This window comes from Hyunsoonleella flava (genome assembly GCF_004310325.1).
In the GTDB taxonomy this organism is placed as follows: domain Bacteria; phylum Bacteroidota; class Bacteroidia; order Flavobacteriales; family Flavobacteriaceae; genus Jejuia; species Jejuia flava.
Window position 1 is genome coordinate 243,257 of the sequence record NZ_SIRT01000001.1, and the last position, 17,821, is coordinate 261,077.

Genomic DNA, 17,821 nt, shown 5'->3' on the forward strand with positions numbered 1-17,821 from the left:
GAGGCATACATATCGCAGGGCTTTCTTAACTAACCAACCAAAATTTATTTATCTTCTTCTACGTGTAGAATTAGATGATGTATTGTTATTTCTAGAGGAGCTTCTACTTTGCGTTGCTCTAGAATTTGATGCTCTTGTACTTCTTGTCACTCTTGAAGCAGGTTTAGTGCTTCTTGAAGATCTGTTTACTGTTTGTCCAGAACTTCTATTTGTGCTTTTTTTGTTATATATACGAGTGTTATTTGCCTTTGGTTTTTTTACAACCGTTGTACTTCTATTTCTCGTTACCTGTTGAGACGAATTCCTTCTTGGTGCTTGTCTTACAGTTGTGTTAGACTGCTTTCTAACATTCTGATTTGCGTTTTCCCTAGTTCTATATTGTGAGTTTCTATTATTCGTAGAACGCTCGCGTTTTATAGTACTATTACCTCTATTTTGCACTCTAGAGTTTGTTCTATCAACATTTCTATTGTTCGTAGAGTTTTCACGTCTCATGGTACTGTTCCCTCTGTTTTGAGTTCTAGAATTGGTTCTGTCAACCTTTCTATTTGTAGCACTTCTATCATTAGTGTTCGCAATTCTTCTAGAGTTATTTTTTCTAACAGCATTATCTCTCGAAATACTTCTTCTCGTATTCGCTATGTTATTTACCTTAGTTCTATTTCTAGTACTTCTGTTAACAGTGGCATATTTTCTATTTCTTACAATAGTATTGCCTCTTCTGTTCGCAATGGCTGTTCTAGGCCTAAAGTTATTACGGAACGGTCTGTTGTATACGTATCTTACAGGGTTATAAAACTGTCTGTAAGGCCTATTGAAAACAACACAGTGATCAAATACCGGTACACTGTAAAAACGATGCCATGGTCTAACTACATAGGCGCGATTAAATCTGTTGATAAAGCCTGTATAGTGCGTAAACCTGTTAAATCTGTTGTAGTGAACAAATAGTCCGCCAATACGGTTTATCCGACCAAAATTGTTATAAAATATATTTACATTACCAACTTGTGCTACACGACCGTAGAAGTCGTAGAATATAGGGGTGTTTTCAATTTGAATTACAGCACCAAATTCGTCATACTGCACATAGGCATTATAATTAAAACCAGAATTAAATGTGATGTTTGCATTTCGTCTTCCTATTGATATAGCCAAATCTGGCTGATATCTCAAGATATTGAAATCAAACTGTCCATCTGGAAATATAGAAAACTCAATACCATTTTCAACAAATATGAAAGAGTTGCCATAACCTCTGTAAAATGTTGATACAGTATTGTTTTCTAAATTGGTTGTAGCGGTAGCAGAAAATCCTCCTAGGATTATTGCTGCAAAAAATAAAATAAACTTTTTCATAATTGTGAAATTTTATGGGTTCGCTTAGGTAAAAGCAAACAGCGTGCCAAAAAAATTAAATCACTGATTTACAGATTAATAAAAACATGTAGAAATATCAATTCTTTTCTTAAATTTAGGATTGAATAAAATAAGTATGGGAAAACATCTAGAAACTTGTAAAAACTGTGAGCAACAATTTAGCGATGCGTTTAATTTCTGCCCGCATTGTGGTCAACAGGCTAAAGACGATTTAACCGTAAAAGTGCTCTTCTACAACACCATAAGTAACTACTTTTCTTTTGATGCCCGATTTTTTAAGAGTTTCTTTCCGTTATTACTAAAGCCAGGGTTTATTGCCAGAAAGTTTGTTGAAGGCAAGCGTTTACAGTATTTACATCCAGCCCAGATGTACCTATTTGTGGCCGTGGTCTTTTTTTTCTTGTTCTCATTTATACAACGTGAACAGGTGCGGGCAATTGACGATAGTTTAGCTGCTGCATTTGAAAAAGAAAAAAATATAAATTTAAAATTTAATAAAATCCAACTGGACTCCATTAAAAGTATTGAATTGATCCAACAGGCTATTAAAGACTCTTTAAACAAGGTAGAGGTAAAGAAACTGTTGGAAGATAAGCAGATTTTTACAGGAATGTCTGATGCTAAAATTGATTCACTAGTCAATACTGATGATTTCGGAAAGAACGCATCACGCGATTTTGGGTTTAATACAAAAACTATAGATTCACTCTTGGCTTTAGGGACTCCAAAGGATATTATTTACAAGGCTATGGGAATGGAAGATGATGCAGGAGCAATTAAAAAACGTATGTATCGGCAAGCCCTTAAGTTCTACGAATCTAAACGGGGTGGGAATATTATTCAAACATTTTATGATACTATACCTCTAGCAATGTTCTTTCTATTACCGATTTTTGCTTTAATTCTTAAGGCTTTTCACTTTAAAAAGGGGCGTTATGCACATCATTTGGTGTTTAGCTTCTATTATTTTTCTTTTTTGTTTACTGTTTTTAGTTTGATACTAGCCATTAATTTTATTGTTGATCTGCCGGATTGGTTAGACTTTTTGATAATGCTTTCTACGTTTCTTTATTTGGTAATTGCTTTAAGGTGCTTTTACGTCCAGGGCTGGTTTAAAAGCTTTTTTAAAGGAGTTATAACATCTTTTGTTTTCTTGTCTGTTGTTACCCCAATAGCTTTTGTGCTTATTTCTATTTTTGCGTTTTTGTTTTATTAGATTGTGTCTTTTTTATGTAACTAATTGGTCGTTAGTGTATTATTTACTAAGTTTAGAGTAACTAATCAATAATTTTAATCATGAAAAAATCAATTTTCTTGTTAGCAATTTTATCAATTGCTCTAAGTTTCACATCCTGCAGAATACATATCGATGCAGGTTATTCTAATGCGGCCGACAGGTTTAGTGTTGAAAGCGGTAATACGGTACCTAATTCATCAGCTACTTCACAAAAATCTAATTATGAAAGCAAAGCTTCTGTAAATTCAAGTTCATTGTTGAGCAACACATCAACTACAACCAAATCTGGTTTTTACGTAGGTGTGGCAGCAGCAGATATTGAGTTATCTGACAGTTTTAAGTTTCAACCAGAAGCTCGATTCATAATAGTAGAAGATTTGAACCAAATCAATATACCCTTATTGGTTAAGTATAATGTGGTAGATAAAATCAATGCCTACGCGGGTCCAAGCTTAGGTTATCTCTTAGATGCGCCAACTGGACTTAAGTCAACTAATTTTGGAATAAATATTGGTGGGTCTTATGATTTGACCGACAAGTTTTTTCTTAACGCAAGATATGATTTTGGTTTATCCGATCTATCTGAAAACTCAGCCAGCACAGTTAAATTGAGCAATTTGCTCATTGGGGTAGGGTACAAGCTATAATATATAGATATCATAAGCTTTTTAGGGGAAAGATACAATTATTTACTTTCCCCTTTTATATTTTTTCCTTTAGATATTTTCCGGTTTCAGAGGTTCTAATCTTTACGATTTCTTCAGGAGTACCAGAAGCCACTAAATTTCCGCCATCTTCACCACCTTCAACTCCCAAATCGATAATATAATCCGCGCACTTTATCAATTCTAAATTATGTTCAACCACAATTATAGAATGCCCTTTTTCAATTAAAGCATTAAACGATTTTAAAAGTTTTTGAATATCATGAAAATGAAGTCCAGTTGTAGGTTCGTCAAAAATAAAAAGTGTTTTATCCTTAGAGTTGCCTTTTCCTAAAAACGTAGCAAGCTTTATGCGTTGAGCCTCACCACCGGAAAGGGTGGACGAACTTTGTCCTAACGTTACATAGCCTAAGCCCACATCTTGCAATGGTTGCAATTTATTTTTGATTTTATCTTGATTGTTAGTTTCAAAAAATGAAATGGCATCATCAATGGTAAGATTTAAAATATCATCAATGGTTTTGTCCGCAAAAGTAACTTCCAATACTTCTTTTTTAAAGCGTTTGCCGTTACAGGTTTCGCACTCTAAATGCACGTCTGCCATAAACTGCATTTCAATAGTTACTTCACCTTCACCTTTACAGGTTTCACAACGTCCTCCGTCAACATTAAACGAGAAGTGTTTCGCTTGATAGTTTCTAATTTTGCTCAATTTCTGTTTAGAAAACAAAGCGCGAATATCGTCGTATGCTTTTATATAGGTAACAGGATTGGAGCGTGATGACCTGCCAATTGGGTTTTGGTCTACAAACTCAATTTGTTTGATATTACTAAAATTACCGCTAATTCCAGAAAACTGACCAGCCTTCTCTCCAAAATCGGTAAGCTTTTTTTGTAGTGCGGGATATAAAATCTTTTTTACCAATGTGCTTTTTCCACTGCCAGAAACACCGGTAACTATGGTTAGCATTTCTAAAGGGAATGTAACATCTATATTTTTCAGGTTATTTTCACGCGCTCCTTTAATATCTATATGATATTTTGAAGTTCTTCTATTTTTAGGAACTTCTATTTTAAAGCTTTCATTTAGATATTTAGCTGTTAAGGATTGAGAAGCTAAAATATCATCGTAAGTGCCTTTTGCTACTACTTCGCCTCCAAATGTTCCTGCTTCTGGGCCAATATCGATAATGCTGTCGGCGGCTTTCATGATATCTTCATCATGTTCAACCACAATTACCGTATTTCCTAAATCGCGTAATGATTGCAATACAGATATTAATCGCTCTGTGTCTTTTGGATGCAGACCTATACTAGGTTCATCTAATATATACATTGAGCCCACTAAACTACTGCCTAAAGACGTGGCAAGATTAATACGTTGGCTTTCTCCACCAGAGAGCGTATTGGATTTTCTATTGAGTGTTAAATAGTCTAAGCCAACATTCGCTAAAAATGATAATCTATTGTTTATTTCCTTCAATAAACGATTCGCAATTTTGGTATCATAATCATTCAATTCCAGTTCTTTAAAAAACTGAACTAGCTTTTTAATGGGCATTTCTACCAAATCAGTAATAGAAACTCCTTGTATTCTCACATAATTAGCTTCAGGGCGTAAACGTTTACCGTTACATGTTTTACATTTGGTTTTTCCGCGATAGCGGGACAACATCACACGGTTTTGAATTTTATAGGCCTTTGATTCTAATTCAGCAAAAAAGGAATTTAAGCCCTCAAAATATTGGTTACCGTCCCAAACAAGTTGTTTTTGTTCCTTCGTAAGTTCAAAATAGGGTTTATGTACAGGGAAATCGAATTTGTGTGAATTGTTTACCAACTGATCCTTGTACCAGCTCATACTTTCACCCCTCCAGGGAAAAATAGCGCTTTCATATACTGAAAGTCCAGTATTGGGTATAACCAAATCTTCGTCAATACCAATAATATCTCCATAGCCTTCGCATTTTGGGCAAGCACCATACGGGTTATTGAAACTGAATAGGTGTACATTTGGCTCTAAAAACGACATACCATCCAGTTCAAATTTATTGCTAAATTCTTTTGTGTTTTTATCAGACAAGGTCTCGACTACACATTCGCCTTTACCTTCAAAAAACGCTGTTTGAATGGCATCAGCCAATCGGTTTTTAAAATCTTCTTCGTGTTTTACTATTACCCTGTCTACAACCAATAAAACCGTTTCATTTTCAGCTATGGTTTCGATTTCGTCAATTCTTAAAACATCCTCATTAACTTTTACTCTTGCATATCCTTGCTGTTGTAATGTTTTCAACTTGTTGTCCATTGTACGTCCTTCTTCTAGGTGAATTGGAGCAAGTAGCAATAGTTTTTCACGCTCAGGAAAAGACATTATATGTTTTAAAACATCTGTAACCCTATGTTTTTTCACCTCATTTCCAGAAATAGGAGAGAAGGTCTTACCGATTCTAGCAAATAGTAACTTTAAATAGTCATAAACCTCTGTGGTTGTACCAACTGTGGACCGCGGATTGGTAGAGTTTACCTTCTGTTCAATAGCAATAGCTGGAGCAATGCCCTTTATATAGTCCACCTTTGGCTTATTTAATCTACCCAAAAACTGTCTAGCATAACTAGACAAGCTTTCTACATACCGCCTTTGTCCTTCTGCGTAAAGTGTGTCGAATGCCAAACTAGACTTTCCAGAACCAGACAGACCAGTAATCACTACCAATTCATTTCTGGGAATAACAACATCAATATTTTTTAGATTATGCAGTTTAGCACCTTTTATAATGATGTTTTCTTTTGGGTTTACTTCAGAAATGGCAGTATTCATAGGCTTTTAAGGGAATAATTTTGCAAAGATACTACAACTATATGAGCTTAAAAAATGAAGTGTAGTTACCAAAAATGTTAAAAAAAGATGTTAATTTTTGCTTTTTAGGAATGATTGTTGTTATATTTGGATTGTTAATAACTTATTAAAAACACTTGTCTATAGCATATAATTACTTTTAAAACTAATAACCCCAAGCCTCGAAGTACTCAACTTCGTGCATTAAAAGTAAAAATTATGCAAAAAGAACTTATTACTGATGCTACTTTAGTTAGTAACTACATTAAAGGACAAGAAAGTGCACTAGAAATTCTTATTAAAAGGCACAAACACAAGATTTACAGTTTTATTTATTCAAAAGTCTACGATAAAGATATTGCAGAAGACATTTTCCAAGATACGTTTATAAAGGTGATACGCACCTTAAAAAGAGGAGCTTACAATGAGGAAGGTAAGTTTTTGCCTTGGACTATGCGTATTGCGCATAATCTTGTAATTGATCATTTTAGAAAGAGCAACAGGATGCCAAAGTTTGATAATACTGGCGAGTTTAGTATTTTTTCTGTGCTTAGTGACAATGCGCTAAATGCTGAAAAAAGCATCATTAAAGAGCAAGTAGAGAGTGATGTAAGACGATTGGTTGAAGAGTTACCGCAAGACCAAAAAGAAGTGCTACTCATGCGTATTTATAACGATATGAGTTTTAAAGAAATTTCAGATCGTACAGGTGTAAGTATCAATACAGCATTGGGAAGAATGCGTTATGCACTTATTAACCTTAGAAAGATTATTGATAAACACAATATTGTTTTAACCAATTGATACAATAAAGTAAAGTTAGTCACGTTATTATTTTGAATTAACCCTTAAAATGATAAAATGGCAAAAATTTACTCTGAAAATTCTATCAAAAACATCGAATGTCTTGAGCCTAAAGATGAAACCATACAGTTTCTTTTGAGTTACTCAAAGACTTTAAAGGTTTTGAACGGAAAACGAAAGAAGTACGAAATGCTTCTTAATTAATATTAAAAATCCTGATTTGTTGAGAATCAGGATTTTTTCTTTTTGTAATATTCTTTAATCACGGATTTCCTCCCAATAGTCTTGGTGATAATATCTTTTTCCAAATCCCAACCCCTAGCAGGAGAATATTCGCGTCCGTACCAAATTATTTGAAGGTGCAGATCGTTCCATAATTCCTTTGGAAATAAACGTTTTGCATCCTTTTCGGTCTGTACAACATTCTTGCCAGAGCTTAAATTCCAACGATACATCAGTCTGTGGATATGTGTATCTACAGGAAATGCTGGTACACCAAAAGCTTGAGACATCACTACGCTAGCGGTTTTATGTCCCACTGCGGGAAGCTCTTCTAAAGCCTCAAAACTTTGGGGTACTTTACCATCATGTTTTTCAATTAATATCTTTGATAATCCATGGATGCCTTTGCTTTTCATTGGAGATAAGCCTACTGGTTTTATAATGTCCCTTATTTCTTCCACAGAAAGCTTTATCATATCATAAGGGTTATCAGCAACTTCAAATAATAGCGGTGTTATTTGGTTTACGCGCACATCTGTGCTTTGGGCAGACATTAAAACTGCAATCAATAATGTGTAGGGGTCTTTATGGTCTAGAGGAATTGGTATATGAGGATAGATATTGTTTAACGTTTTTATAACAAAGTCTACACTTTCTTGTTTAGTCATTTGGTCGTATTTTTGCAAAACAAAGTTAAAAAAGAATTAAACAAAAAAATTGGTTATGACGACATTAAAAGTAGGAGATAAAGCTCCAGATTTTAAAGCTTTAGACGAGCAGGGAAATACGATTCAGTTGAGTGATTACAATGGAAAAAAATTAGTGGTTTTCTTTTATCCAAAAGCCAGCACACCTGGGTGTACTGCCGAGGCTTGTAATCTAAACGATAATTTTGATCGCTTTCAAGCACAAGGCTATGAAATTTTAGGTGTAAGTGCAGATAGCGCTAAAAGACAATCCAATTTTAAAAATAAATATGGTTTTAAATATCCCTTGCTTGCAGATGAAGATAAATCTGTAATTGAGGCCTTTGGCGTTTGGGGGCCAAAAAAGTTTATGGGAAGGGAATATGATGGTATCCACCGCACTACATTTATAATTGATGAAAATGGTGTTATTGAAAATATCATTACCAAAGTAAAAACTAAAGAGCATACCGCCCAAATATTGGAGGCATAAAAAAAAAGAGCCATTCGGCTCTTTTTTTATTTTTTCTTCCTTGCTGTACGATGTTTTAAGGTTAAAGGTTTCAGAGGTCTTCTGGTATAGCCAAACAACCTAAAATCCTTTATCAAATCAGCTGTGCCTTCAGGTAGCATGTCTTCCCAACCAGGTTCTCCTGTTTCAATCATTTGTAATGCTTCTCGTGAGAAGATATTCATGATACTTTCATCATAGTCCTCAATGTCAATAACTTTTCCGTTGTACTTAAAGAACTTGTAAAGCTCCTTCATTCGAGGATACACTTTAAGGTTTTCACTATTTATTAATTCTCCTGTTTTTGGGTCAAACATAGGGTAGAGGTACACCTTTAAGTCCTTGAAGAATAATTTTCCGAAGGCTTCTAAAATCCCTCCACTGATATGACGATAATATTTCTCGTCAAAAATATCAATGAGGTTGCTTACGCCCATTGCTAACCCCATTCGTGCTTTAGTATAATTAGAGAAATACTCAACCACCTTATAATATTCTTGGAAATTAGAAATCATCACAGATTGCCCAAGTGCACAGAGCAAATCAGCTCTATCAATAAAATCCTGTTCATTTATTTCTCCTTCAGCGCGCAGGTTGGATAATGTGATTTCAAAAACCACAACTGTTTTATCAGGGTCAACCTTGTTCTCCTGTACAAACATTTCATATGACTTTTTATACATAGCCATATTAACCTTAGTTACTGGTCTAAAACTTCCGCGTAACGCCAGAATGTTCTTCTTGTAAAAAACTCTCGCTGGTAGAACATTATTTCCGTCAGGGCCAAACATTACGGCGTCTGTCATGCCATTTTTTACAAGCTGCAAACTCATCAATCGGTTATCTACATTTTTAAATACCGGTCCTGAAAAGTTTATCGTGTCAATTTCCAGTTGATCTTTGTCCAAATGGTCATATAAGTATCTAAGTAGCTTTTTTGGTTCGTTGTATTTATAAAAGGCGCCGTAAATAAGGTTAGTTCCTAAAACGCCCAAGGTTTCTTGTTGTAAACGGGCATCAGTCTCTTTAAATCTTATATGTAGGATTATCTCATTATAGTCTGCACCAGCTTCAACCTGATATTTAATTCCGACCCATCCGTGGCCTTTAAATTGTTTCGCAAAATCAATAGTAGCTACGGTATTGGCATAAGTAAAGAAAATTTTATCAGGATTTTTGTCCCTAGTTATGCGCTCCTCCATTAATGCCATTTCGTGGACGAGCATTTTTCGTAACCTTGATTCGGTTACATAGCGTCTATCATCTTCAATTCCATAGATGGCATCACTAAAATCCTTATCATAGGCCGACATAGCCTTTGCTATTGTACCAGAAGCTCCACCAGCTCTAAAAAAATGCCTCGCAGTTTCTTGACCAGCGCCAATTTCAGCAAATGTTCCGTAAATATTTTCGTTTAGATTTATTCTGAGAGCCTTAGATTTTAATGAAGGGATATCATCAAATTCTCTATCACCATGTATGCTAATTTCCATAAGCTATAGGTTATCGCAATTTTTATGTAAAGATACCAAATAACCATAGTTTACAAAAAAATAACCCTATTTTTGTTTAGAAAAATCATACGTTTTGGAGGTAACTTTTTTAGGCACTGGCACGTCACAAGGTATTCCTGTAATTGGGAGTAAACACCCAGTTTGTTTAAGTGAAGATGAAAGAGATAAACGACTGAGAACTTCCGTTTTAATTGAATGGAATGATTGCAGTTATGTTATTGATTGCGGGCCAGATTTTAGGCAGCAAATGTTGCGTTGTGGATGCGAAAAAATTGATGGTATTTTATTTACCCACGAACACTCCGATCACGTTCTTGGATTGGATGACATTCGCCCATTTTTTTTCAAACAGGGCAATATTTCAATTTACGCACACAAACGTGTATTAAAAGCCTTAAAAAAGCGATTTGACTATATTTTTACGACTGAGAATAGATATCCCGGAGCACCTTCGGTAAATATTCATAAACTCAAGAATAAACCATTTAAACTAGGAGATGTTAAAGTTTTACCAGTTAAGGGCTTGCATTTTAAGCTTAAGGTTTTTGGGTTTCGATTTAATGATTTTTGCTACACTACAGATATAAAGTCTATGAAGCAAAAGGAAAAAGACAAGTTAAAAGGTGTGAAGATACTTGTTGTAAATGCCCTAAGGATTGAGCCCCATTATTCTCATTTTAATTTAGAAGAAGCCTTAAGGTTTATAGAAGAAATACAGCCAGAACGTGCTTATTTGACACATATAAGTCATTTATTGGGCTTTCATGCTGAGGTAGAAGCCCAATTACCTGAAAATGTGTTTTTGGCCTATGACAATTTAAAAATTACAATATAAAAGATGAAGCAGAAGATTTTTATGTATCTATTTGTGTTCGCCCTATTGTTGGTGATATTTCAATATGCAAACGCTAAGCGTATTTTTGAAGACCAAAATAGAAAGTTGGAGAATTACAAAGAAAAAGCCGAAAGGTTAACAGATTCACTGAATGTTCTTCAGGATGAAATACTTAATCTGTCACATTTTAATTTGGAGCGAAACGAGGATGCACTAAGTTATTTTGAACAGGACGGTTATGATGTCAGTTCGTTAATTCCTCTCATTAAGGATGAAATTTATAGCACTAATGAAGTGAAAGGCCAGCATCCCATTGTGCCTTATGCATCTACTGAAGGCAGAAAAATGCTGATAAACACCGTAAAGTTATTGAACCACAAATGGTTCATCGCCGATTTTTCAGATGGAGTGTATTGGGGAGAAGTGATGGTGAATTATTATGTAAACGAAGATAAAACAGTTGATTTCGAATTAGCTGAATCCTTCCTGTATCCGTTTGATTAGGCTTTACTCCACTTTGTAAACGGTTCCTTTGGCTTTTTTCACCTCACCAACATAAGAATATTCAAAAGTATATGAAGAGTCGGTGGTTTGCAGGATTTTTAGGTGAATATCTTTTTGTTCAGCCATGTTTTTTGGGTTGATTGTTCTAAAAATCACCTCACAATCATTAATCCATCGTATTTCAGAAGAGTCTGTATGGTTGTCGTAGGTTTCAATCTGCAGTTGTTCTGTCCTTATAAATCTTGATTTGTAAACTACATCATTAACAACTGATTCGCTGTAGAACTTTCCGGTTCTAAAATCGTTACAATTACGCTCTGTTTGATAACAAGAAACGATTAAGGATAAAGTGCAGAAAAGCAGAATCTTTTTCATTTGTAACTAATTTGATGCAAAGCTACAAACTAGAAGTTTATTTTTCGAAATTTTCAAAACTTCCATCAGAATAAAAAATCACAATTCGTTCAATTTTCTTTTGCAACTTATTTTTAGGCACTATTAATTCCTCTGGAATTTTTTGGACGGATGGAGTAGGTGCTGACTTTTTAGTTTCTAATGGATTTGGAAAAGTGCCTTTACCATTTAATAACCAATATAATTCTACTTCGGGAAATGTAGATAACACTTTTAAAACGAACTCTAAACTTGGCTTATTTCTACCACTCAAAATATGTGAAATACTAGAGCGTTGTACTCCAATTTTTTCAGCAAAAGAGGAGGCCGATTCACCATAATATTCGATGACTTTTTGAAGTCTTTTTGTGAATTGCTCGCTGTTTATCATTGTAAATTAGTTTCACAGTACATTTGTTGTTACAAATGTAACAAAAAGCTTCAAATAATACTCTACACAAGTTATTTATCTTTGTTTTAATTTAATCTTTTTATTTAAATAAACAATATTATTTACCTGAATAATAATTAGTTAAAAATAAATTATAAGAATGGGTAACAATTTGAAATATTACTTACTTTAGAGCAACTTGTTTTGTTTACTAAACTATACAAAACCTTACAAATTTTGTGTTTACAATTGTAAAAATCGAAATGTTTACTTTTGTAGACCAAATAGAGTTTATGGAAATTACTGACTTACAATTGTTGTTTAAAAAATATAAAGAATCTTCACTTTTTCATAGGTATATTACTAATGAAAAAATTACACATCTGCTTTCTAAATTGGAAACATATGCTAAGGTGAAAATAGTCGGTAAATCAGTTTTGGAAAATGATATTTATACGATAAAAATTGGCACTGGCTCAAAGCGCATTTTAATGTGGTCTCAAATGCATGGAAATGAATCTACCACAACTAAAGCGATTTTTGATTTTTTGAATGTATGTATATCAAATAATTCTATCACCAATGACATTTTAGATAATTGTACGCTTTGTATTATTCCCATTTTAAATCCTGATGGAGCCGAGGCTTATACGCGTGTAAATGCTAATGATGTAGATTTAAATAGGGATGCTCAACAAAGAACGCAGCCAGAAAGTGATATTTTACGAAAGGTATTTAATGAGTTTAAACCCCACTTTTGCCATAATTTACACGGACAGCGTACAATTTTTAGTGCTGGAAATACTAATAAATCAGCTACGGTATCATTTCTAGCTCCTGCCCAAGACGAAGCGTGCACTGTCACTCCCACAAGAAAGATTGCTATGGAGATTATCGCGGAGATGAATAGCTTTTTACAAAAGATAATCCCAGAACAGGTAGGAGTATATGACGATGCGTTCAATATTAATTGTGTGGGGGACACCTTTCAGTCTGAAAATATCCCAACAATTTTATTTGAGGCAGGCCATTTTCATAAAGATTATGCTAGGGACAAAACACGTGAACTCATTTTTATATCATATATCACTTCTTTGTTATACATTGCAAATACGGATGTTGACGGTAGTAATTACGGAGCGTATTTTGATATTCCCGAAAATAAGAAGTTGTTTTTTGATGTTATCATTAGAAATGCACGTCTGGATGAAAGTGATCGGGAAACAATTGATTTGGCTTTTCAATTTGAGGAGCGCTTACAGGATGATAGAATAATATTTGTTCCAATTCTGAAAAATATTGAGATATTATCAAACAATTTTGCCCATAAAGAGATTGATGCGAAAGGAGCCGTAGTCTCGAGTATAGACAATAAAATGTTGGAAGTAGGTTACGAAAACGTTTTCGTAAAATTGAATAATGAGAAAATCGCATTATTTTCAAAATAAAATGCATTAAATATGCGTAATCTTTAGTGAAAATGTATTAATTTTGATTTTTATTTAAGAAAATCGAATTATGGGGAAAATTAAATTAGACGAAATCGATCACCAAATTCTTGACATGTTGATAGACAATACAAGAATACCTTTTACAGATATTGCTAAAAAGCTTTTAATTTCTGCGGGAACGGTACATGTAAGAGTAAAAAAAATGGAAGAATCAGGCATTATTAGAGGCTCCTCTTTAACGCTGGATTATAAGAAACTTGGATATTCATTTATTGCTTACGTTGGAGTGTACCTGAATAATACCTCGCAAACCCAATTTGTTTTAGAGCGCATAAATGAAATCCCTTTTGTTACTGTAGCTCATATCACTACAGGGAAATTTAACATCTTTTGTAAGATTAGAGCCAGAAATACGGAACATGCAAAAGAGGTCATCTTTAAGCTAGATGAAATAGAAGGCGTGTATCGTACAGAAACGATGATTTCTCTTGAAGAAAGTATTAATGACAAGAAACGATTGATGCATTCTATATTTAATGAGATGTAGAGGCACATTTCGTTATGATTATAAATTTAAGCTCCATTTTATGGGGCTTTTCTATTAATATTTATGATGCAAGAGTGTTTATCACGGTAATTATTAAGTAATTCATAGAAAATTTTTGATAGGCTTTATTTGTTAAAAGATATTTAGCATAAAACTTCAAACCTCCTGGGCCTACTAATTAATGTATTATGGTATTTAATTCGTTAGAGTTTTTTATTTTTCTTTCAGTAGTATTTATAGTCTATTGGTTTTTTTTAAAAAAAACTACAAAGGGGCAAAATATATTTCTCATTCTTGCGAGTTATTTTTTTTATGGATGGTGGGATTGGAGATTTCTATCGCTCATATTCTTAAGTACCGTAGTTGATTATTTTATTGGTTTACGCATATTCCACAGCGATAAAAACAGTAGTAGGAAACTTTGGCTTTGGGGTAGTGTTATTTTCAATGTAGGTTTATTAGGGTTTTTTAAATATTTCAATTTTTTTGTTGATTCTTGGATTGAAGCTTGTCAGTTACTTGGTTATAATATCCAAAGTACTTTTACATTGCGCATCTTACTTCCTGTCGGTATTTCGTTTTATACATTTCAAACAATGTCTTATTCCTTTGATATTTATTATAAACGATTAGAGCCTACAAAAGACTTTTTAGGTTTTGCTGCTTTTGTTAGTTTCTTTCCGCAGCTGGTTGCAGGACCCATAGAAAGAGCCTCAAATTTGTTATCTCAGATATTAAATCGTAGGAGCTTTAGCTATGACCAATGTGTACAAGGTTTGAAGTTGATATTATGGGGACTTTTTAAAAAAATGGTAATAGCAGATTCTTTGGCACCAATTGTAGATGACATATTTGCCAATTACTCCACTTATCCAGCTTCTTCACTGATTTTAGGGGTTACTTTATTTAGTTTTCAGGTGTATGGCGATTTCAGTGGGTATTCAGATATAGCTATCGGTACCGCAAAACTGTTTGGAATAGAGTTAATGTCTAATTTCAAATTTCCTAATTTCTCAAGAAACGTCGCAGAATATTGGCAGCGTTGGCATATATCGCTTTCTACTTGGTTTAGGCATTATGTATATATACCTCTTGGTGGATCAAGGGTGAGCAAATTAAAGTCCGTTAGAAATATTATTATCATTTTCTTGGTTAGTGGGTTTTGGCATGGTGCAAATTGGACGTTTATTTTTTGGGGCGCCTTTCATGCATTGGCATTTATTCCAGTTTTCTTGATGGGTAGGAATACCATTTATAAGCATTCTGTTGTTGGCGAAAACTCTGTTTTTCCCTCTTTTATTGAGATAGGACAAGTATTATTAACGTTTGCTATTATTACTTTTTCCAGAATATTTTTCAGATCAGAATCAATTACTGATGCTTTTAATTTCATCAAGGGAATTTTTAACAATTTTTCTTATGAACAGTACATGCATCCCATGGGATATAGAATGATTGATTACTATATTTTATTGGCAATATTTGTGTTGTATGAATATCGTATTAGAAAAGATGAACGCTCTCCGTTTAAGTTTAAATCAAGGTATGTTAGATTTTTTGTTTATACGGTTGTTATTCTAGCTATGCTATTATTTTATGATAGTGGTTTTGATAGGTCGTTTATTTATTTTCAGTTTTAGCATAGAGTTTTAAAACTACAGTAAACCTCTATACTATTGGATATTTAATATAGCTTTACTTTTTATTCCCTTAATTAAATATTTATTGGAATTGTTTTTCATTGAATAAAGTGAAATATCCTTTTCCTTTTCATTATAGTTGAAAAGAAAATCAAATGCGTAGCGTCTTAAAAAACTATACTTATCACTATAAATATCAACCAATTCCTTCAGCTCTAATTCCTTGTCGTAATCTATATTTTCTGTTGTAACTACTAGAGATTCTTTAGGATGTAGTTTTTCTTTAATACTGTTTTTTATGTTATGAAACCTATCTATGTAACCGCGCTCTCTTAAATAGTGCCTAAGTTTATGATTAGTTATTTGTATTAAGCTTTTCGATATTGATTTAATAGATTTTTTGTTGTAGAAAATATCATATCTATAAGGGTATGTATGGTTGCACCATCGCTTTTTCCAATAAAATGCACCATACATAAAGGTGAGAAGATGAATATTATTGGCTAAACACCAATCTATTTGTTTTATCAAATCAATATAACCGGTATTATACTTAGAGTAATTTATGTCATATGTTCTAATAAGTTGACAAACCACATTGTCAACGTGAAGATTCAAGCAAATATCAATAGGCGTATCTCCATTGTAAATCACAAATAGAGAAGCTCTTTTATTTAAAATTAAAGACTTCATATTAGCATAATAAAAATCTTTTCTTTTTACATTTCTATTTTTTATAATGCCTTTTTCAACAGACCTTATTTCAAGTAATTTGAAAAATACCTCAAGAATTGTATCGTATTCCTTTTGTGAAATCTCGCCATAGTACATCTTGTAACTAATATTGAAAGCGTTTTCCAATCTCTTAACAGACCTTCTCAATTTATACCTGCTTGAATTGCCAAACCTAGATTTTAAATACCCTTGGGTGCTTTCAACTCCCTCAAAATTAATGGCATATCCGCTGTAGTAAGGTATTTTTACTTGCTTAACGTTTTTTGGTAAACTTTGCTCTTTTACGTTTAAATAGGAAGGGATGTCCTTAACAACTACAATGTTGTTTTTAATGTGTGAAAAGCTATCATTGTCTACATTTTTATAATCAAAATGGGGTGTATAAGTACAACTTAACTCTCTGTAAAAGTCTGGAAGATTATTTAAGATGTACACAGATTCTAAAAAATCCACTGTTTTGTTTTCCATTGACGATTATGCTTGTTTAGGATAAAAAAGCTTTTTAATATTTATGTTACAAGTTTAACTTATTATTTATGAAAGTTGAAATCTCGCTTGCAATTAAGTCTCTACCATGGTCATTCCAATGCATATCATAAATAAGGGTGGGAGGTTCTGTTGAGGAATTAAAGGTATTAGAAAAATCAATGATATGATATCCATTGTCATTGAAATAATTTAAAAATACTTCACTGGTAGCTGAGGAATCCAGTAAAAATGACATTCTATCCTTCTCAAAGCCAAAAGTGTTTATTAACGTTTTAAAGTTTTCTAAATTTTTTAAGTCTTCATTCAGTTTTTCGTCATCACTAATGGATTGCTGTTCTTTTTTTCCATGCATTATATCGATTGCCATATTCTTTATGGGGTCAATTATCCCAATAGACGATGCGTAAGATAAAAGTTTAAAATTATCTCTAATTCGAAATAATGGGGATTTTAACATTGCTATCCTATCATAATTTGGAGTAAAAACACTTCTCTCCAAATCGTTTTCATACTTTAGGTAGAAAATAATATGATCAATTTTTTTAAAATGATCTTTGTAAGCATGGATCAAAAATAGTTGGTTTGCCAAATCATAGCCGCCATAGCCATATTCATAAACTTCTACCTTATTATTCAATTTGGTTTCAATTTTTTTTCCAGTTGAAACATCATAATCCTGATGGAAACCTTCGATAAAGGAATCTCCTATTAAAGCAATTTCTATTTTATTTTCAGAAGGATTAAATTCTCGAAAAGAATTAAAGCCAAAATTATTGGTCTTGTATTCTGAAAAGTTTTGTCTTCTATTACCTGTAACAGCATAACCTGTTTGGTTTGGTAGATATTTTTCAACCTCAAATTTATCTATATATCTTTCAGGAGCTTCAGTGTGAAGATGAAATGCCCTTACTATAAATTCTAAAGTAACTATTATAAGGAACACGTATATTATACTTTTTAAGATTAACTTTTTCATAA

General features: G+C 33.2%; 18 protein-coding genes. 10 read left to right on the forward strand and 8 right to left on the reverse strand.

Going from position 1 to position 17,821, the window contains the following annotated elements:
- Positions 1-48: 48 nt before the first annotated feature.
- Entirely contained in the window at positions 49-1,359 is a 1,311-nt protein-coding gene (locus EYD45_RS00985; protein WP_130962476.1) for a hypothetical protein, read from the reverse strand.
- Between the two features lie 136 nt (positions 1,360-1,495).
- On the opposite strand from EYD45_RS00985, the gene EYD45_RS00990 reads away from it, so the two are divergent.
- Both EYD45_RS00990 and EYD45_RS00995 read left to right on the forward strand, forming a co-directional pair.
- Positions 1,496-2,596, forward strand: a complete 1,101-nt coding sequence (locus EYD45_RS00990) for a DUF3667 domain-containing protein (protein WP_130962477.1) — start codon at positions 1,496-1,498, stop codon at positions 2,594-2,596.
- A gap of 80 nt (positions 2,597-2,676) precedes the next feature.
- Positions 2,677-3,264 carry an outer membrane beta-barrel protein gene (locus EYD45_RS00995; RefSeq protein WP_130962478.1) on the forward strand — a complete coding sequence of 196 codons (588 nt, stop codon included), beginning with the start codon at positions 2,677-2,679 and terminating at the stop codon, positions 3,262-3,264.
- A gap of 55 nt (positions 3,265-3,319) precedes the next feature.
- Here the strand turns inward: EYD45_RS00995 and uvrA are convergent, their stop codons facing one another.
- A complete protein-coding gene (uvrA, locus tag EYD45_RS01000) occupies positions 3,320-6,103 on the reverse strand; it encodes an excinuclease ABC subunit UvrA (RefSeq protein WP_130962479.1) in 2,784 nt (927 codons plus the stop codon).
- A gap of 237 nt (positions 6,104-6,340) precedes the next feature.
- On the opposite strand from uvrA, the gene EYD45_RS01005 reads away from it, so the two are divergent.
- Together EYD45_RS01005 and EYD45_RS16655 are read left to right on the forward strand one after the other, a co-directional pair.
- Complete coding sequence (locus EYD45_RS01005) at positions 6,341-6,925, forward strand: RNA polymerase sigma factor (RefSeq protein ID WP_130962480.1); 585 nt, start codon at positions 6,341-6,343, stop codon at positions 6,923-6,925.
- Between the two features lie 57 nt (positions 6,926-6,982).
- A complete protein-coding gene (locus EYD45_RS16655) occupies positions 6,983-7,129 on the forward strand; it encodes a hypothetical protein (RefSeq protein WP_165453857.1) in 147 nt (48 codons plus the stop codon).
- Positions 7,130-7,155: 26 nt separating this feature from the next.
- On the opposite strand, the gene EYD45_RS01010 is transcribed toward EYD45_RS16655, so the two are convergent.
- Positions 7,156-7,815: an endonuclease III domain-containing protein gene (locus EYD45_RS01010; protein ID WP_130962481.1), complete on the reverse strand. Its 660-nt coding sequence runs from the start codon at positions 7,813-7,815 to the stop codon at positions 7,156-7,158.
- A gap of 55 nt (positions 7,816-7,870) precedes the next feature.
- Between EYD45_RS01010 and bcp the strand changes: the two genes are divergently transcribed.
- The gene (bcp, locus tag EYD45_RS01015; RefSeq protein ID WP_130962482.1) at positions 7,871-8,326 is read left to right on the forward strand and encodes a thioredoxin-dependent thiol peroxidase; all 456 of its coding nucleotides are present in this window, start codon (positions 7,871-7,873) and stop codon (positions 8,324-8,326) included.
- A gap of 26 nt (positions 8,327-8,352) precedes the next feature.
- Here the strand turns inward: bcp and EYD45_RS01020 are convergent, their stop codons facing one another.
- The gene (locus EYD45_RS01020; protein ID WP_130962483.1) at positions 8,353-9,837 is read right to left on the reverse strand and encodes a TonB-dependent receptor; all 1,485 of its coding nucleotides are present in this window, start codon (positions 9,835-9,837) and stop codon (positions 8,353-8,355) included.
- 94 nt (positions 9,838-9,931) lie between these two features.
- On the opposite strand from EYD45_RS01020, the gene EYD45_RS01025 reads away from it, so the two are divergent.
- Both EYD45_RS01025 and EYD45_RS01030 read left to right on the forward strand, forming a co-directional pair.
- Complete coding sequence (locus EYD45_RS01025) at positions 9,932-10,693, forward strand: MBL fold metallo-hydrolase (RefSeq protein ID WP_130962484.1); 762 nt, start codon at positions 9,932-9,934, stop codon at positions 10,691-10,693.
- A 3-nt stretch (positions 10,694-10,696) separates the two neighbouring features.
- Positions 10,697-11,197, forward strand: coding sequence for a hydrolase (locus tag EYD45_RS01030; RefSeq protein ID WP_130962485.1), 501 nt, complete (start codon positions 10,697-10,699; stop codon positions 11,195-11,197).
- A 3-nt stretch (positions 11,198-11,200) separates the two neighbouring features.
- Here EYD45_RS01030 and EYD45_RS01035 read toward each other — a convergent pair whose 3' ends face one another.
- Both EYD45_RS01035 and EYD45_RS01040 read right to left on the reverse strand, forming a co-directional pair.
- A complete protein-coding gene (locus tag EYD45_RS01035) occupies positions 11,201-11,572 on the reverse strand; it encodes a DNA topoisomerase IV (protein ID WP_130962486.1) in 372 nt (123 codons plus the stop codon).
- A gap of 37 nt (positions 11,573-11,609) precedes the next feature.
- Positions 11,610-11,981: a helix-turn-helix domain-containing protein gene (locus tag EYD45_RS01040; protein ID WP_130962487.1), complete on the reverse strand. Its 372-nt coding sequence runs from the start codon at positions 11,979-11,981 to the stop codon at positions 11,610-11,612.
- 263 nt (positions 11,982-12,244) lie between these two features.
- Between EYD45_RS01040 and EYD45_RS01045 the strand changes: the two genes are divergently transcribed.
- The 3 genes from EYD45_RS01045 to EYD45_RS01055 all read left to right on the forward strand — a co-directional run bounded on the left by EYD45_RS01045 (position 12,245) and on the right by EYD45_RS01055 (position 15,619).
- Positions 12,245-13,429, forward strand: a complete 1,185-nt coding sequence (locus EYD45_RS01045; RefSeq protein WP_233702480.1) for a M14 family zinc carboxypeptidase — start codon at positions 12,245-12,247, stop codon at positions 13,427-13,429.
- 70 nt (positions 13,430-13,499) lie between these two features.
- Positions 13,500-13,979 carry an Lrp/AsnC family transcriptional regulator gene (locus EYD45_RS01050; RefSeq protein WP_092578534.1) on the forward strand — a complete coding sequence of 160 codons (480 nt, stop codon included), beginning with the start codon at positions 13,500-13,502 and terminating at the stop codon, positions 13,977-13,979.
- A gap of 188 nt (positions 13,980-14,167) precedes the next feature.
- Positions 14,168-15,619, forward strand: coding sequence for an MBOAT family O-acyltransferase (locus EYD45_RS01055; protein ID WP_130962488.1), 1,452 nt, complete (start codon positions 14,168-14,170; stop codon positions 15,617-15,619).
- Between the two features lie 33 nt (positions 15,620-15,652).
- Here the strand turns inward: EYD45_RS01055 and EYD45_RS01060 are convergent, their stop codons facing one another.
- Positions 15,653-16,822 (reverse strand): GNAT family N-acetyltransferase, encoded by a 1,170-nt coding sequence (locus tag EYD45_RS01060; RefSeq protein WP_130962489.1) that lies wholly within the window; start codon positions 16,820-16,822, stop codon positions 15,653-15,655.
- 46 nt (positions 16,823-16,868) lie between these two features.
- Positions 16,869-17,819: a hypothetical protein gene (locus tag EYD45_RS01065; RefSeq protein ID WP_130962490.1), complete on the reverse strand. Its 951-nt coding sequence runs from the start codon at positions 17,817-17,819 to the stop codon at positions 16,869-16,871.
- Positions 17,820-17,821 lie beyond the last annotated feature (2 nt).

Excerpts from the sequence above, each read along its gene's own strand:
- EYD45_RS01035 (WP_130962486.1), bottom strand. The coding sequence starts at position 11,572 with ATGAAAAAGATTCTGCTTTTCTGCACTTTATCCTTAATCGTTTCTTGT.
- EYD45_RS00990 (WP_130962477.1), top strand. The coding sequence starts at position 1,496 with ATGGGAAAACATCTAGAAACTTGTAAAAACTGTGAGCAACAATTTAGC.
- EYD45_RS01055 (WP_130962488.1), top strand. The coding sequence starts at position 14,168 with ATGGTATTTAATTCGTTAGAGTTTTTTATTTTTCTTTCAGTAGTATTT.
- EYD45_RS01060 (WP_130962489.1), bottom strand. The coding sequence starts at position 16,822 with ATGGAAAACAAAACAGTGGATTTTTTAGAATCTGTGTACATCTTAAAT.
- EYD45_RS01010 (WP_130962481.1), bottom strand. The coding sequence starts at position 7,815 with ATGACTAAACAAGAAAGTGTAGACTTTGTTATAAAAACGTTAAACAAT.
- EYD45_RS01040 (WP_130962487.1), bottom strand. The coding sequence starts at position 11,981 with ATGATAAACAGCGAGCAATTCACAAAAAGACTTCAAAAAGTCATCGAA.
- EYD45_RS01005 (WP_130962480.1), top strand. The coding sequence starts at position 6,341 with ATGCAAAAAGAACTTATTACTGATGCTACTTTAGTTAGTAACTACATT.
- EYD45_RS16655 (WP_165453857.1), top strand. The coding sequence starts at position 6,983 with ATGGCAAAAATTTACTCTGAAAATTCTATCAAAAACATCGAATGTCTT.
- EYD45_RS01065 (WP_130962490.1), bottom strand. The coding sequence starts at position 17,819 with ATGAAAAAGTTAATCTTAAAAAGTATAATATACGTGTTCCTTATAATA.
- EYD45_RS01050 (WP_092578534.1), top strand. The coding sequence starts at position 13,500 with ATGGGGAAAATTAAATTAGACGAAATCGATCACCAAATTCTTGACATG.
- EYD45_RS00995 (WP_130962478.1), top strand. The coding sequence starts at position 2,677 with ATGAAAAAATCAATTTTCTTGTTAGCAATTTTATCAATTGCTCTAAGT.
- EYD45_RS00985 (WP_130962476.1), bottom strand. The coding sequence starts at position 1,359 with ATGAAAAAGTTTATTTTATTTTTTGCAGCAATAATCCTAGGAGGATTT.
- uvrA (WP_130962479.1), bottom strand. The coding sequence starts at position 6,103 with ATGAATACTGCCATTTCTGAAGTAAACCCAAAAGAAAACATCATTATA.
- bcp (WP_130962482.1), top strand. The coding sequence starts at position 7,871 with ATGACGACATTAAAAGTAGGAGATAAAGCTCCAGATTTTAAAGCTTTA.
- EYD45_RS01045 (WP_233702480.1), top strand. The coding sequence starts at position 12,245 with ATGTTTACTTTTGTAGACCAAATAGAGTTTATGGAAATTACTGACTTA.
- EYD45_RS01020 (WP_130962483.1), bottom strand. The coding sequence starts at position 9,837 with ATGGAAATTAGCATACATGGTGATAGAGAATTTGATGATATCCCTTCA.
- EYD45_RS01030 (WP_130962485.1), top strand. The coding sequence starts at position 10,697 with ATGAAGCAGAAGATTTTTATGTATCTATTTGTGTTCGCCCTATTGTTG.